Consider the following 16,261-nt stretch of genomic DNA (forward strand, 5'->3'; position numbering starts at 1 on the left):
TATTATTGAGACGCAAATGTAAAAATGTGGCGTAAGGAAGGAAGATGAAATTATCAACAATTAATAAAGGAAATCCTGGCGGGAAAAACGGCGCCGGCGGGTACTTATAATTTATTATCTTGGATAAATAATTTTAAAATTATGGACGACCTTAACCAAATGAGCGATGATGAAAAGCTCAGGGCGGAAAATGATTTTCTGAAAATGAAGCTCATGCTGGAGCACGGCGCACAGTTCCGCAACATTGAAAACGATAAAAATGATTTGCCGCCTGAAATTGAAAACCAGTTTTTGAATAATGTAATGGCTTTTGAAAACCAGTTTGCCGAAGAATATAAAACGATTAAAGTGTTCGATAAAATCGGCAGGCCGCAACATTTTAAGCCTGTTGCGGAAATAACTGATGAAGATATGGAACAGACATGGGAAGCGTTAAGAAACTATTTGAATAAGCACGATATAGACCTTGATGTATGCAGCCCGAATATTCCGGCAAGGGAATTATACCGGTTTGCAACTGAAGAATTATTTGAGCATGAAATGGATGACATGAGTTTGTCCGGATGGTCAACCAATTTTATTTATGATGAATTTCATCCGGACCCGATTTATGATAACTCAAGGATGGTTAAAGATGATCTGATAGGCGATATATTTTGTAAGGAAGAATTATTTTGGGATATACATTACGCAAAAGATGGCTTTTCATTTAACGCAGTTTTGTATAATGAATTTAAAGATTACAGCGAAAAATTAAACCGCTTCAAATCATTATTCAATGAAATTGAGCTGAAGGAATGTACCATTAACGGCTGCACCGTAAATGAAAGTGATTGTTATGTAACCGGCAATTATAAAGCTCTTGCACAGTCAGCAAACAATAAAACTGTTTTCTCAGGTAATCTTAGGGTGAAGCTTTTGCAGGATGATTTGGGCTATTGGAATATAAAAGAAATAGAGATTAAAGGATTTGATATTGAATAAAAGTTTTTTCACCGGCTGAAGGAGCATCAGATAGTTTATATTACAAATGTTATCTCTGCAACTGTGGCTGTTATTTTTACCTGTAATAAGGCCATGCTCATAAATGCGCCTGTTTTTCTATAATATGCAAGCCGTTTTCACCTGCTATAACAGCTTTATGCGCCATGTTATAAAACAAAGACGATTCTATCACGCCTGTAATATTTTTCAGGATAGGATTAAGGGCAGCAGTTCAGGAAATTCATCAAACCAAATATCAACCAACAAATTTGTATAACGGGTTTTGCCTTCACGCACTTGCGTTTTACCGGAAGGGAACATCTTATGCAACTGTGCTTGTGCAAAATGTACAGCATCAGGAATTACTTCAATAACAACCGGGTATTTTGTTTGAAGTGTATCAATATATTTTGATTCATCGCCCACTAAAACAAACTGGCTGGCCATTGAAGCCAATAATTTTTCTGTGGTATGAATGCCTGAACCGCTCTTAAGGGCATTCAGGTTTCTATCAAACTGATCACATCCGTCAAAATAAATATCCAAAGCACTTACAGTTGATATATCATTCACTGCAAAACAAGCAGCTTCCAATAATTTTTTTTGTGGAGAAAGAAGACGTAAACAACGCAAGAGAGTTGTATTGATTTGCCCTTAAACCATCAACCATATAATTCATTGTTGAGCCATCGCCCAGGCCAATGACTGTATTGCTTCCAATAAGGCTGATGGCTGCTTCGGCAGCTGTTTTTTTAAAATTCATTTGCATGTTTTGCAGCAGGCGGCTATACAAAAAATTGTTAGCGGCTTATACGCCACCGATTGTAACGCCTAATAATTTGAAAAACGCTTTTAATATGGCAGGATGCCCGGGCCATGCCGGAGACGTTGTGAGATTACCTTCGGTAATAGCTTCATTAACCGGTATATCTTTCCAGTTGCCACCTGCGCGAACAATGTCAGGGCCCACGGCAGGATAGGCGGTAAGCGTTCTGCCCTTAACCACATCGGCTGCGGTTAATATTTGTATGCCATGGCAAATGGCAGCCACCGGTTTGTTCGCTTCAAAAAAATGCTTTGTGTATTCAATAACTTTTGGGTCGAGCCTGATGTATTCCGGCGCTCTTCCGCCACAGATATAAAGGCCGTCATAGCCGGAAGGATTTACCTGGTCAAAGCTGGCCGTTAGTATAAAATTATGCCCTCTCAGCTCGGCATACGTTTGAAATCCAATAAAATCATGCACGGCAGTTGCCACAGTTTCACCGGCTTTTTTTCCGGGACAAACAGCATGCACGTCAAAGCCTACAGCCAGTAATGCCTGGAATGGCACCATTACTTCATAATCTTCCACAAAATCGCCTGCTAACATTAGAATCTTCTTTGCCATAAGAATATTTTTAAGATGAATAAAGCTAAAAATTTCTCCTGATAAACAATTGGGCTGATAAAGAAATAAAATTATGCTAAGCGATATTCAATGGCGCCCGTTCTGAACACCCTCCCGTAACCCGGCGCTTATTTAGTTATATGGAATGATGAATTCACCATCTGTACAGTTACTGTGCTTTCGCTACCGAAAATTTAATACACCATTAAAACCGCGTTTCCTGCCTAATTACACCAGCATGTTATGCGCTATTGATTTTGCCGTAACTTTAAAGAGTAATTTTCATTCGTACAAGTTTGATTTTTCAATGGCCTCATGGAACCTCGCTATGTACATTCCCCTGTGTGAGAAAAATTATCATGCTCGGTTTCATTCATTTTAAAGCTTACCTTATGACACTATCATCTCTACGCATTGGCAATTTTTTCAGGGTGCGGTCTTTGTATGAAGAGGACGAGGACTGTGCCCGAAGGATAACCGAAATACGTAAGACACAGGTTCAGGCAGACGGCAAATGGGTTAAGACCGACCATCTTATTCCGGTTAGCATTACGAAACAGATCTTGTTGCATGCAGGGTTCACACAGTTTAGCTGGATAACCGATGCCGCCGTTTTTGAATGTGATTATTTTAAGTGCACGCTGGATGATAACGGAGTTAGCCTGTTTTGTGATAACCTGAAAAGCCTGAGGCCGGTTAAGCATTTGCATGAATTGCAAAACCTCTATTTCGATTTAACAGGCGGGGGAACTGCTTACCAATTTTAATGCAATTAGATCACCTTTTGAAAAAGAACATGCATGAAGTAAAAACGACACTTACAAAAATAGCTGGCTACAACCAGCTATTTTTTATTATGATCATTTACAGGTGTGATAAAGAAGAAATGGGAACGCCTTTATGTATGAAATGTATAGCTTTAACGCTTTAACATATAGCCTATGCCTGTAAAGAACCTGCGTACATGTAAACCCTGCTTATTATTGCTGCTTGTCACAATATCCTGCATCCATATTACAAATGCGCAAACGGCAGGCAATAAACCAAACATTATTATCATACTCACTGATGATATGGGCTTTAGCGATATTGGTTGCTTTCGCGGTGGTTTTGTGCCCACACCAAATATTGACAGGATTGCCCGGCATGGCTTGAAACTAACGAGCTATTACAGCGCTGCACCAATATGCTCTCCCTCCCGCGCAGGCTTGTTAACAGGCCAGTATCCTGCGCGGTGGAATTTCTCTACTTACCTCGACAACAAACAACATAACCGCGATGCCCAGCAGGCAGATTATCTTGACGTAACTGCACCCGGCATGGCAAAATTTTTTAAAGGCGCCGGTTATGCAACAGGTCATTTTGGCAAATGGCACCTCGGCGGCGGCAGGGATGTAACGGATGCACCGGGTTTTGAATATTATGGTTTTGATGAACATGCAAGCACGTATGAAAGCCCCGACCCGGATCCGTTAATTACGGCAACCAACTGGATATGGTCGTATAAAGACAGTATTAAAAGATGGGACAGAACGAGGTATTTTGTTGATAAAACACTCAGCTTTATGAAGCGCCATAAAGGGCAGCCTTGTTTTGTAAACCTCTGGCCCGACGATGTGCATACGCCATGGGTGCCCCGTTATGGCATAGAATTTAACGGCCGGTTCCCGATGAACCCGGAGGAAGAACAGGCTTTTAAGCTGGTGCTTGAAGAATATGATAAACAAATAGGAAGGTTGCTGGATGGCCTGAAAGAGCTTGGGTCAGATAAAAACACCATTATCATTTTCACCAGTGATAACGGGCCGTTGCCAAGTTTCAGGGGCAGCAGGGCTGCCGGCTTAAGAGGCTCAAAGCTTTCTTTGTATGAAGGCGGTACAAGAATGCCTTTCCTTATTAGCTGGGCCAATCATTTTCCAGAGGCAAAAACAGACAGCAATTCTGTGGTGGATGCGGTTGACCTGCTGCCTTCGCTGGCAGCGCTTGCTGGTATCAAATTGCCATCAGTTTATACAGGCGATGGTATAGACAGAAGCAGCGTGTTTTACGGGCAACCTTCTGCCAGGAATAAAGATATGTATTGGGAGTACGGAAGAAATGACATCGCCTTCAAATATCCTGCAGGCAGGGATAAAAGCCCTAACCTTGCCATTCGTTCGGGCGACTGGAAACTGCTGATGAACCACGATGGAAGCGATGTACAGTTGTATAACATTACACTGGACCGCAATGAAGCGAATAATGTTGCGGCTGCCAATGCAGCAGTGGCAGATGAATTAAAAAAGAAACTTGCTGCGTGGTGGGCGCAGATGCCAAAGCTGTATGATACAACGGGCCGGCGGCAATAGCATGGCTTTAGCCAAAATTTTGTTCAATGAATGTGGGCTTCGGCTAAAGCCGGCCAGGTACATGCTTGGGGGATTCCCCAGGCTTAAAAGCCTGGCAATTCTGTTATCCCAAAATCACGTTAATACAATATTCTTACCCTGATTGTCTCCTTTACATTCTTCAATAATTCCAACGCCTGTTTTGAAAGGCGTTTATCAACATCCAATACCACATAACCAATCTCATCGTTAGTCTTTAAATATTGGCCCACAATGTTAATGTTGTGATTGGAAAGCTGCGTATTGATGGCGCTTAAAACGCCCGGAACATTGTTATGTATATGCAAAATGCGATGAGCGCCTTCAACCGGCGGCAGGCTTATGGCCGGCACTGTATGCGAACCATTGGTGATGCCTTTTTCAAGATAGTTGAACAGTTTGGCGCTTACGTCTTCGCCAATATTCTGTTGGGCCTCTTCTGTTGAACCGCCAATATGCGGCGTAAGGATCACATTTGGCAGGCCCTGTAATGGCGTAGTGAATTTATCGCCGTTTTTTTCAGGCTCAACAGGAAAAACATCTATAGCTGCACCGCCCAGCAAACCTTCCTGTAAGGCCCTGGCCAATGCAGGTATTTCCACCACAGTTCCCCTTGCATAGTTTATAAGTATAGCGCCTTTCTTAAAATGCTTCAGGGTATTTTTATTAATGATATTCTTTGTTTGTTCTTCTTCGGGCACATGCAGGGAAACAATATCTGCCTGGTTAAGTAACTCCTTCAGGCTTTTGGCGGCATGCGCATTGCCCAGAGGAAGTTTTGTTTCCACATCGTAAAATATAACCTTCATTCCAAACGCTTCGGCCAGTATGCTTACCTGCGAACCAATATTTCCGTACCCAATAATGCCCAGCGTTTTTCCACGCAATTCAAAACTTCCTTTTGCTTCTTTCATCCAAATGCCTTCATGGGCAGCCAGGTTTTTGTCGGATATGCGGCGAATAAGCATAATGCTCAGTCCTATTACCAGTTCGGCCACGCTGCGGGTATTGCTGTAAGGCGCATTAAAAACCGTAACCCCATGCTTTGTAGCAGCACTTAAATCAACCTGGTTTGTGCCAATACAAAAACAGCCTATTGCCTGTAATTTCCTGGCAGCATGTAGCACCTTTTCGCTTATGTGTGTTTTAGACCGGATGCCCAGCAAATGCACATCTGCAATCTGCTTTATCAATTCATCTTCAGATAAAGCGCCGCCCAGTTTTTTTACGTTAACATATCCATTTCTTTTAAAAAGGTCAATAGCCTTATCACTGATATTTTCAAGAAAAAGAATATTGATTTTTTCTTTTGGGTAAGAAGTAACCTTGCTCATAATGTTTGCTCTTTGCAAAGAAATAATGCCTGTGAAAAATGTTTTATTGGGAGAAGAAGTGTTATTAACAAAAATCCCCCCGTTTTGCCGGAGGGATTTTGAATTTCGTTATTTTTTCTTTTCGTAACGTTTGCGGAATTTATCAATACGCCCGGCGGTATCTACCAATACATTTTTACCTGTATAGAAGGGATGCGAGGTATTCGAAATTTCAAGCTTGATAAGCGGGTATTCATTACCATCTTCCCATTTAACGGTTTCCTTGGAAGAAGCTGTTGAACGGCTTAAAAAAGCATATCCATTACTCATGTCTTTAAACACAACCAGCTTGTATGTTTTTGGATGAAGATCTTTTTTCATAACTGTTATTTTCTACGGATTTTGCCGTATTTTAAATTTAAAAGGAGCGCAAAGATAAGCGGGATTGGTTTTATATCCAAATAGAATTGCCTCCTGTTTCAACCTTCTTGTTTTATTTATGCAGCGGGCATAATGGCGAGGCTTGTTTTTTCAGCTCTCTTTCCGGCCATATCTTTATTGAGATAATATTTCATTGCGGGCCCTGCTATCAAAATGCCTGATACCGTCATTACGATCAATGCCACAAAAATAGGCTCATCAATAATTTTTGCCTGCAGTGCAGGTGCGCCAGGCACAATTTTCTGCGAACCGCGGGCATTCAGAAATTTAACTTTATTAAACGCCGCCGATAGTTTTTTCCGTCCATCCTACAATGGCAATATTTCGGGGATGGATATCTGCAACAGCTTTGTCATCTAATCTTTCCTGACGATGGAGGTAATATTTCATTAACGGGCCGGCTATGAGGATGGTAACTACAGTCATAACTACCAGGCCAACAAAAATAGGCTCATCAATTATTTTAGCCTGGAGCGCAAGCGTGCCAAGCACGATTTCCTGTGAACCGCGGGCGTTCATGCCAAAAGCAACAGCATAAGATTCATTCTTCGTCATGCCACTCAGGCGGCTGCCAATAACGGCGCCAATAATTTTTGCAAAACATGCAATGAACAGGATGATGGCAACCACTTCAAAATTAAAATTGGTAACAAAATTCACCCTTAACCCAATTGACGCAAAGAATAAAGGGGCAATGATATTTACTACGAACTGGTGAAGAATATTTTGTAATCTTTCGGGAAAGTACTTTGAATCGCCTATGGCTACTCCCATCAGGAAGGCGCCAAATATGCCGCGAACACCAAGGTATTCCGTTAATACCGCGCTCAGAAGACAAAGGCTTACAGATACAGTTATTAAGCCGCCTGTTGATAAAAACTTATCAGCTACCATTAAAATCTTGTCAACAATCCACCTGCCGATAGTTAAAATAAAAACTGTAAAGCAAAGTACTATTGCTACAGAAGTAAATGAGCTCTCTCCTGTTTTACCCATCATCTGGATAATGATAGAAAACAATATCCATCCTAAAAAGTCATCAATCATGGCTGCCGTAAGTACAAGGCTCCCGATTTTGGAACGCAGAATATTAAGATCAATCAATATTTTGGCAATTACGGATAGCGCAGTTATTGATAACGCAGTACCAAAGAACATAGCCGGAATAATAAGATTGGTATGGGTTGTATCTGAAAAAATCCTGTCATAGAACATCCATACTGTTAAAAAGCCAAGCGCAAAGGGAAATATAAATCCCATAAGACTGATTGAAGCTGCTTTTTTGCCCTGGAGCCGTATTTGTTTCAGATCCACTTCAAAACCGGCAATAAACATAAGCAATATGATGCCAATCTGCGCCAGGCCGTCAAAGGCTTTATAAGGCACACCGTTTTGGCTGGTAAATAAATGATGAAAAACATCAGGGGCAACCGTGCCAAGAAGGGATGGGCCTAATAAAATCCCAGCAAGTATTTCCCCTATTACTGCCGGCTGCTTAAACTTCCTGAGTATTTCCCCTAACACCCGGGCCACGATAAGGATAATACTCACAATAATAAGAAAGCTAAGCACTTCATCAGAACTAAGTTTTGAAACCATAAAGACATGTTTGTAATAAAAATGCAGGTTTTCAATTTCAAAAATAAAGGATTAAATTCCAATATTCCTATATTCCTATAAATCTGATAGGGATTGAATGAAGATCAGCGATAAGGAAACTTCTTGTGAATTACACCCTTTAATATCCCCTTACATCTTTTTTAGCTATATAATTCAGAAATGCCTTATTTACCACGCGGTTGCCTCCGGGTGTAGGGTAGTTTCCGGTAAAATACCAGTCGCCGGTATTGGTAGGGCAGCATTCATGCAGGTCTTCTATGGTTTGATAAATAACCTGCACCGGCATGGTTAAATCTTTTGGTGTGATTAGCTGTGCAATCTTATCTGAAATTTCCTGGGTTGTAAATGGCTTATATATCTGGCGCACTATATTTTCTTCAGTAAGCCTGTTGCAGCGTTCCAGTTCCAGTATTTTTTGATGCACATCTTCAATAATGCATTCCCTGCCATTCTCTTTCAGTAATTCAATTGCGGCGCGAAAAGCAATGAAATCGCCCAGCTTGCTCATATCAATCCCATAGCAATCGGGATAACGTATTTGCGGCGCCGAGGAAACCACAATTATTTTTTTGGGCTGAAGCCTGGCCAGCATGCGCACAATACTTTCTTTAAGGGTTGTGCCGCGAACGATGGAATCGTCTATCACAACCAGCGTATCTTCATTTTTGCGAACGGTGCCGTAAGTTATATCATACACATGCTGCACCATTTCGTTCCTGCCGCTGTCTTCGGTAATAAATGTGCGCAGCTTCACGTCTTTGATCGCTATCTTTTCCTGACGGATCTTACGGTTAATGATGGATTGCAGTTTTTCTTCCGTAACATCATTGCCCCAGCTTAAAATTCTCTCAACCTTGGTTTGGTTAAGATAATCTTCCATGCCTTTGCACAAACCAAAATAAGCCACTTCCGCCGTATTGGGGATGTAGGAAAAAATGGTATTCTTTAAATCGTAATTAACGGCATCTAACACAGCTTTGCTTAAATGATAGCCAAGTGCAATGCGCTCCCGGTAAATTTTTTCATCGCTGCCGCGGCTGAAATAAATGCGCTCAAAGCTGCAAGCCTTTCTTTCCTTCGGCTCAAGCACCTGCTCGATGGTATAATTCCCATCAGCGTCAATTATCAATGCTTTACCGGGCATTAACTCCAGCACCTCATTTTCGCCCACATTAAATGAAGTACGGATGGCTGCACGCTCACTTGCCGCCACAATCACTTCCTTGCCTATATAATAATAAGCCGGCCGAATGCCATGGGCATCCCTTAAAACAAAAGAAGCGCCGCTTCCTGTAAGGCCGCCAACGGTAAAGCCGCCATCAAACAGCGCGGCTGCCTTTTTCAAGGCATTGGCAATGCAGGCTTTTCCAGGGTTTTTGTCTTCGTCAATAACAAGAAAATGATGTATTACCTCCATCATGGCAGCCAGGTCGCTTTGCTGCTGGAAAGGGCCGGGATTGATATTGATGAGATCGAACAGTTCATCTTTGTTCACCAGATTAAAATTGCCTGCCAGGGCAAGGTTCTTGCCCGGCATCAGATCCCTTTTTATAAAAGGATGGCAAAACTCAACATTGTTTTTCCCCTGTGTCCCATACCGCAAATGGCCGAGCAATAATTCACCTATCAACGGCACATGGCCTTTCATTAATTCAGGATGCTTTTTAATATCCGGCTGATATTTTTCTAATTCATTTATCTCTGTTCCAAGCTTAAAAAACAAATCTGCAATAGGCTGCTGGGCGTTACTGCGCACCCGATGCAGGAAAGGCGCCCCGTTTGCCGTATTTAATTTCACGGCAGCAATACCGGCGCCATCCTGTCCGCGGTTATGCTGCTTTTCCATCAAAAGATAGAGCTTGTTAAGCCCGTACATTACCGTTCCATGCTGCTGGAGATAATAAGAGAAACTTTTTCTCAAACGAATGAGGGCGAGGCCGCATTCATGTTTTATTGCATCGCTCATTGGGGAATTGAAGGCGCAAATTTATAGTTAAACGCTGATATTAATCCAGGCTTCGTTGTTAATAAGTTTTTGAGCCTGCAGTTATATGCCCGGCCAGCCATAAGAACTCTGCAACAAATACATCAATATTCTTTTGAAAAGAGGCATCGAGCAGGTTGCCTTCTTCATCAAACTTTTTATCTACAAAGGGTGTTACAAGCATGTGCGGGGAGCCAACGCCAAACAATGCATATATTAACAATTGTACCTGCAGGCCGGCGCGTATGCCACCTAATGCGCCCGGAGATGCAGTAACAATGCCAAATGGTTTTCTCGACTGTTTGGGGAAATGATCGAAAAGGTTTTTTACTGCCGGCGTATAACTTCCATTGTATTCGGGCGTAACAATTATAAAAGCATCCGCATCAAACATGCGTTGGGCAAGCGGCTTAAATTCAACCGGCGCCGTGTCAACACTTTTAAAAATCTCCTGCTGCAGCACATTCAGTTCCCAATCCCTTACATCAATCACGTTTACATGATGCGGGGCAATTGCCGGCAAATGTTTCTTCAGGTGTAAAACCAACCGGTGGGTTACGCTGTTTAAGCGCGGACTGCCCGATACTATTTCTATGTTCATTTTTTATCCTTAATCTGGATGAAATCCTTTTTTGATTTTCTTAAGCCTGCTTCACCATTTCAATATTTATTGCCAAACGCACATCGTCGCCCACCACAGCGCCGCCGGCTTCGGTAAGTGCATTCCATTTCAAGCCAAATTCCTTACGGCTTATTTTGCCAGCCAGTTCAAAGCCCTCCCGGCTATGCCCCCAGGGGTCAATTATGCCGCCGCCATGTTCAACATGTAAAGTAATATTTTTTGTTACATCGCGAATAGTCAGGTCGCCATGCAGCACGTATTCATTATCGCCTTCCTTTTCAATTGAAGTGGAGCTAAAGGTTATTTTCGGATATTTTTCTGCGTCAAAGAAATCAGCGCCTTTTAAGTGCCCATCCCTTTGCTCGTTGTTGGTGGAAATACTGTTCACATCTGCTTCAAAACTTATTGAAGCATCGGTGAAATCCGCTTGCCCGGCTTCCATTGTTGCATCAAATTTTGAAAAGCCGCCGCTAACGGTGCTAATAACCAGGTGTTTAATTTTAAACCCTATTTCGCTGTGTGCAGCGTCAATTTTGTAAGTTGCCATAATTGTTTTTATTGAATAAAAGTAAATTATTTATGTATATACATATATTAGGGAAAATTTTTTTATTGCTCGTTTTTCCTTATTTCTTCCAGGATGCTGTTCAGGTCTTTGGCCTTTATTTCATCAAGGAGAATTACCTTCTCCATCAGTTTATCTATTCTCTCCGTACTGTGCTTAAGAATATTAATTCCCGCCAGTGTTAATACAATAACGGTTTCACGCCGGTCTGCATCTGACGATGTGCGCTTAACCAGCTTTTTTGTTTCCAGCCTGTCTATAATCCTTGGCACGTTTGAACTTTTTTCAATCATCCTGCAGGTTATTTCCCTTATACAAATATGTTCAGGATGTTTTCCTTTCAGTATCCGCAACACATTGTATTGCTCATGCGTTAACCCATATTCTTTCAATTCCTTGCTCATGATGGTTTTAAGCCACCACGAAGTGTACAGAATATTTAAAGCCGCTTTGTGCACCTCGTTTTTAAACTTATTGCTTTTTATTGCATCTTCCAGTTTCACGGCACAAATGTATGTACATACATATAATTTATCAAATAAAAACCCCGTCTTTAACAGGGGTTTTTATTTTATTTAGATGCGGTTGATTCGGAATTGAACCAAAAGTCAAGGCTTTTGCATGTATGATATTCCGGATCAATGTCAATATAAAAGTCTGAAATATGTTGCTTAAACCAGGCATCAAGCGCCTTTTGTTTTTTCTCATTCAAAGCCTGCTGCGCCACACGGTCGTAATCGTCTTTTAAATTCATGCGGTGCGGCTGGGTTTCATGCACCAGGTAAACCAGGCGTACCGCCTGCTTGCCGCGGTCATCCGTATACGTAAGCGGCTGGGAAATATCGCCGGCTTTCATAGACTTTAAATTGGCTACTATACCCTTGTCCAGTTGGTCAATGGTTAAACGCACAGAGCCATCTACCTGAGAAATAATGCGCCCGGCATTGTAACGTGTGGCATCGTCTTCGCTGTACTTATTCACTGCTTCATTAAAATTTAATGTGCCGGCCACAATCCTTGAACGCACGCTGTCTAATTTTTGTTTGGCATCATTTATTTCCGTTGCGGTTACAGACGGAATGATTAAAATATGCCTTATCACGGCGTCATCACCGGCACGGCTTACCATTTGAATAATGTGCAGGCCGAATTTACTTTTAATAACAGGCGACACCTGCCCTTCCTTTAATTTGAATGCTGCGGAAAGAAAGGTGGGGTCCCATACTTTATCTGTACGGTTTATGCTGTACTGGCCGCCATTGTCTTTACTGCCAGGGTCCTGGGAATAAATTTTGGCCAGGTCTGAAAATTTCTTCTGGCCGCTTTCCACCTGCTTTTTCAGGTCGTTCAACTGGGTGGTTATGTAATCTTCAATGTCTTTATTCGATTTGGGATACAATACAATCTGCGCCACTTCAAGCTCGCTTTCAAAAAAAGGCAGGCTGTCGTTAGGTATCTTATCATAAAACGTCTTTACCTCTGTAGGTGTTATCTTAACATTCTCCAAGATTTTTGCCTGCATTTTATCTGCAAGCTGGCGTTCAATAAATGGCTGACGCAGATCTTCTTTTATCTGGTAAACCGTTTTACCGGCAATCTGCTCCATCATATCTTTAGAACCGTATTGGCTTATAAAATAGCGGATCCTATTATCCAATTGCGCATCAATTTCATCATCACTAATAGTTAATGAATCTTTATTCGCCTGCAGTACCAGCACTTTCTGTATTAACTGGCCTTCCAGGAAGGCACATTCCGGGTCAGGCGGCAACTGCATGTTCTGGCCCTGCCTTTTATAGTCTGATATCGCATTGTCAATATCAGATTTAAGAATGATCTTATCTCCCACTTTGGCTATGATCTGGTCTGCAACAACCCGCTGCGTTTGAGCAGAAGCTGCAAAAGACGTAACCATTGTAAAAAGCAAGAGGTGTGAAAAGATTTTTTTCATGCTAATATGTTAATCAACCCAAAAGTAAATGATTACAAAAGCAGGCTCCGCGCCTGCTTTTGTTTTAACAAAGAATTTGTGCGTTTATAATGTACGTTTTACTTCTTCTTTTTCGTAAGCCACGATTGTGTCGGCAGGGTTTATGTCGGAGAAGTTTTTAATCGTTAACCCGCACTCGTAGCCGGACGCCACTTCTTTCACGTCGTCTTTAAAACGTTTTAAGCTGCCCAGTTCGGCAAAAGCGCCTTCCGTTCTTGGATAGATAAGAATGCCATCCCGGAAAAGGCGCACCTTGCTGTCGCGCTTAACCTTGCCTTCCTGTACGTAGCAACCGGCAACGGTGGCCTTATCAAATTTATATACTTCCCTTATTTCAACGGTGGCCACTTCTTTTTCTTCCACTTTAGGCTCAAGCATGCCTTCCATGGCGCTCTTAACTTCCTCAATAGCGTTATAAATGATAGAATAGGTCTTTATTTCAACGCCTTCACTCTGTGCCAGCCTGCTTGCCTGGCTTGACGGGCGTACATTAAAGCCAATGATGATGGCGTCTGATGCGGTAGCGAGCAGCACATCGCTTTCTGATATCTGGCCCACCGCTTTATGCACTACGTTCACCACAATTTCTTCGGTAGAAAGTTTCTGCAAAGAATCGCTTAACGCTTCCACTGAACCATCCACGTCGCCTTTAATAATGATCTGCAGCTCTTTGAAGTTACCGAGCGCAAGGCGGCGGCCAATTTCATCCAGCGTAATATGCTTGCGGGTTCTTAAGCCCTGTTCCCGGATGATCTGCGAACGCCTTGTGGCTACATCTTTTGCTTCCGATTCATCGGCATATATTTTGAATTTTTCGCCGGCCTGCGGCGCACCGTTCAAGCCCAGTATCTGCACCGGCGCAGAGGGCGGCGCTTCTGTTACACGCTGGTTACGCTCATTGGTCAATGCCTTCAATCTTCCGAAATACTGGCCTGAAACCATGAGGTCGCTCTGTTTCAGCGTTCCGTTCTGCACCAGCACAGTGGCCACATAACCCCGGCCTTTATCCAACGAAGCTTCGATAATAGTTCCGGAAGCCTCTCTGTTTGGGTTGGCTCTCAGATTGAGCAGATCGGCCTCCAGCAATATTTTCTCCAGCAAAAGATCAACATTCAATCCCTTTTTGGCTGATATTTCCTGGCTTTGATATTTGCCACCCCATTCTTCAACCAAAATATTCATCTGCGATAATTGCTCGTATATTTTTGTGGGATTGGCGCCTTCCTTGTCTATCTTGTTAATGGCAAAGATCATGGGCAGGTTGGCAGCCTGCGCATGGCTGATAGCTTCTTTTGTTTGCGGCATCACGGCATCATCGGCTGCAATTACAATAACAGCCACATCCGCCGCTTTGGCGCCGCGGGCACGCATAGCCGTAAACGCTTCGTGGCCGGGCGTATCGAGGAAGGTGATCTTTTTATCTCCGTCAATCGTAACCTGATAGGCGCCGATATGCTGGGTAATGCCTCCGGCTTCTCCGGCAACCACATTGGCGCTGCGTATATAGTCAAGCAAAGAAGTTTTACCATGGTCCACATGGCCCATTATGGTTACAATGGGAGCGCGTGGCAGGAGGTCTTCCTCTTCATCCTCTATCTCCTCATCCTCTTCTTCGGCGTCATCGAGACCTATAAATTCCACTTCGTAGTTAAATTCGCCTGCTACCAACTCAATAACCTCTGCGTCAAGGCGCTGGTTGATCGAAACCATTATACCCAGGCTCATACACTTGCTGATGATGTCGGCAAAGCTTACATCCATCAGGTTTGCCAGGTCGCTTACTGTTACAAATTCTGTAACCTGCAGTTTATTTGTTTCGCTTTCCGCGGCGCTTTCCGCGGCTTCATTTCTTTTTTCCCTGCGATATTTTGCTTTTGATTTGCCTTTACCGGCAGAGCCGGAAAGGATAGCCTGTGTTTCCTGTATCTTTCTTTTTATTTCGTTCGGATCAATTTCCCTGTCGTGCTGCACAGGCGGCCTTCTGTTATCCCGGTTGCCGCCACTACGTTGCGGATGATGACCGCGGTTGCCGCCGCCATCCCTGCGGAAACGGTTATCACCGCCGCCGCCATGAGGGGGTCTGGGCTGCTGCTGGCCGTCGGGCCTTCTGTCACCAGAAGGCTGGTTGCCACCCACACCTTTTTTATCAATGGGAATACGCTTGCGCTTGCGTTTTTCTTCACGCTGGGGTATTGCGGGTCCAGGCTTGGGCCTGGTATCATTTTCCACAGGCAAACTTATTTTGCCCAATACTTTAGGGCCTTCAATTCTTTCTGCCCTGATGTTTTGTATCACCACCAGCTCGTCTTCTGTGGCAGCCGGGCTTTCCTCTTCCTGTGGCAATACTTCCGGCTGATCTTCCACCACTGTTTTTTCCGGTATGTCTTCTGCCGGAGGCTGTGCTTCCTCCACCGGCGGGGATTGTTTTTCTATTTTTTTAGGCTTGCCCACAGCAGAGAGGTCTATCTTATCAATGATCTTCGGGCCCTCAATTTCAGGCGCTTCAATTTTTATCACTTCAGGCTCGCTGTCAACAACTTCAGGCTCTTCAGCTTTTTCTTCACTCATTACCGGCTCAGCAAGCTCCGGAAGCCCGGCACTAACTTCAGGCACAGCAACCTCAGCAGGTTTGGGTGCAGCCTCAGGCGTTGCCTGTTTAGGTTCATCTTTCCTGAATGTAATTTCTTCATCTTCTTTTCTTTTTCTTTCAGCCTGCACACTTTTGGGTATCTCAATCTGGTCTGCCTTCGACTTTGCATTTTTATCGCCCTGAAAGTTATGCTGCAAAGCTTCATACATTTCAGGTGTAAGCTTGGCCGTAGGCTTTAATTCGTCCCGGTCAAAACCCTTGCCTACCAAAAATTCAATCAGTGTGTCCTGGCCTATATTGAACTCTTTGGCAGCGCCTAATAATCTTGGTAACTTAATTTCAGCCATTCAATTTTTTTTGTTTTGTGCAGGCTTCAGTCCTGAAGTTTATACAAAT

The 16,261-nt window shown here is 43.1% G+C and carries 16 protein-coding genes; 3 read left to right on the forward strand and 13 right to left on the reverse strand.

The features are described 5' to 3' along the window. Nucleotides 1–141: 141 nt before the first annotated feature. The gene (locus QM629_RS20360; protein WP_415161750.1) at nt 142–984 is read left to right on the forward strand and encodes a hypothetical protein; all 843 of its coding nucleotides are present in this window, start codon (nt 142–144) and stop codon (nt 982–984) included. 207 nt (nt 985–1,191) lie between these two features. Here the strand turns inward: QM629_RS20360 and QM629_RS20365 are convergent, their stop codons facing one another. From QM629_RS20365 to QM629_RS20375, 3 genes are read right to left on the reverse strand one after another with little or no spacing between them, the layout of a single operon-like run. After that, nucleotides 1,192–1,557, reverse strand: coding sequence for a ribose-5-phosphate isomerase A (locus QM629_RS20365; RefSeq protein ID WP_415161751.1), 366 nt, complete (start codon nt 1,555–1,557; stop codon nt 1,192–1,194). Next, on the reverse strand, nt 1,550–1,747 hold the full coding sequence (locus tag QM629_RS20370; RefSeq protein WP_415161752.1) for a hypothetical protein: 198 nt from the start codon (nt 1,745–1,747) through the stop codon (nt 1,550–1,552). Before QM629_RS20370 ends, QM629_RS20365 begins: the two co-directional genes overlap by 8 nt. A gap of 45 nt (nt 1,748–1,792) precedes the next feature. Then, nucleotides 1,793–2,374: a DJ-1/PfpI family protein gene (locus QM629_RS20375; protein WP_415161753.1), complete on the reverse strand. Its 582-nt coding sequence runs from the start codon at nt 2,372–2,374 to the stop codon at nt 1,793–1,795. A gap of 392 nt (nt 2,375–2,766) precedes the next feature. Here QM629_RS20375 and QM629_RS20380 point away from each other — a divergent pair, with 392 nt between their 5' ends. Together QM629_RS20380 and QM629_RS20385 are read left to right on the forward strand one after the other, a co-directional pair. Continuing rightward, entirely contained in the window at nt 2,767–3,141 is a 375-nt protein-coding gene (locus QM629_RS20380; RefSeq protein ID WP_415161754.1) for a hypothetical protein, read from the forward strand. Between the two features lie 174 nt (nt 3,142–3,315). After that, nucleotides 3,316–4,722: a sulfatase-like hydrolase/transferase gene (locus QM629_RS20385; RefSeq protein ID WP_415161755.1), complete on the forward strand. Its 1,407-nt coding sequence runs from the start codon at nt 3,316–3,318 to the stop codon at nt 4,720–4,722. A gap of 119 nt (nt 4,723–4,841) precedes the next feature. Here QM629_RS20385 and serA read toward each other — a convergent pair whose 3' ends face one another. The 10 genes from serA to infB form a co-directional block, all read right to left on the reverse strand. Next, nucleotides 4,842–6,074: a phosphoglycerate dehydrogenase gene (serA, locus tag QM629_RS20390; RefSeq protein ID WP_415161756.1), complete on the reverse strand. Its 1,233-nt coding sequence runs from the start codon at nt 6,072–6,074 to the stop codon at nt 4,842–4,844. A 108-nt stretch (nt 6,075–6,182) separates the two neighbouring features. Continuing rightward, nucleotides 6,183–6,434 (reverse strand): type B 50S ribosomal protein L31, encoded by a 252-nt coding sequence (locus QM629_RS20395; protein ID WP_415161757.1) that lies wholly within the window; start codon nt 6,432–6,434, stop codon nt 6,183–6,185. Between the two features lie 116 nt (nt 6,435–6,550). Then, nucleotides 6,551–6,730 carry a hypothetical protein gene (locus tag QM629_RS20400; protein WP_415161758.1) on the reverse strand — a complete coding sequence of 60 codons (180 nt, stop codon included), beginning with the start codon at nt 6,728–6,730 and terminating at the stop codon, nt 6,551–6,553. A 40-nt stretch (nt 6,731–6,770) separates the two neighbouring features. Beyond that, nucleotides 6,771–8,093 (reverse strand): cation:proton antiporter, encoded by a 1,323-nt coding sequence (locus QM629_RS20405; protein ID WP_415161759.1) that lies wholly within the window; start codon nt 8,091–8,093, stop codon nt 6,771–6,773. A 139-nt stretch (nt 8,094–8,232) separates the two neighbouring features. Then, complete coding sequence (locus QM629_RS20410) at nt 8,233–10,080, reverse strand: amidophosphoribosyltransferase (protein WP_415161760.1); 1,848 nt, start codon at nt 10,078–10,080, stop codon at nt 8,233–8,235. A gap of 58 nt (nt 10,081–10,138) precedes the next feature. Next, complete coding sequence (locus QM629_RS20415; protein ID WP_415161761.1) at nt 10,139–10,699, reverse strand: NADPH-dependent FMN reductase; 561 nt, start codon at nt 10,697–10,699, stop codon at nt 10,139–10,141. A 40-nt stretch (nt 10,700–10,739) separates the two neighbouring features. Next, a complete protein-coding gene (locus QM629_RS20420) occupies nt 10,740–11,267 on the reverse strand; it encodes a YceI family protein (RefSeq protein ID WP_415161762.1) in 528 nt (175 codons plus the stop codon). 62 nt (nt 11,268–11,329) lie between these two features. Beyond that, the gene (locus QM629_RS20425; RefSeq protein WP_415161763.1) at nt 11,330–11,788 is read right to left on the reverse strand and encodes a MarR family winged helix-turn-helix transcriptional regulator; all 459 of its coding nucleotides are present in this window, start codon (nt 11,786–11,788) and stop codon (nt 11,330–11,332) included. 68 nt (nt 11,789–11,856) lie between these two features. Then, complete coding sequence (locus tag QM629_RS20430) at nt 11,857–13,236, reverse strand: peptidylprolyl isomerase (protein ID WP_415161764.1); 1,380 nt, start codon at nt 13,234–13,236, stop codon at nt 11,857–11,859. A gap of 84 nt (nt 13,237–13,320) precedes the next feature. After that, the gene (gene infB / locus QM629_RS20435) at nt 13,321–16,212 is read right to left on the reverse strand and encodes a translation initiation factor IF-2 (RefSeq protein ID WP_415161765.1); all 2,892 of its coding nucleotides are present in this window, start codon (nt 16,210–16,212) and stop codon (nt 13,321–13,323) included. Between the last annotated feature and the right edge of the window lie 49 nt (nt 16,213–16,261).

The sequence above is a fragment of the Parafilimonas sp. genome (assembly GCF_047606085.1).
Classification (GTDB): domain Bacteria; phylum Bacteroidota; class Bacteroidia; order Chitinophagales; family Chitinophagaceae; genus Parafilimonas.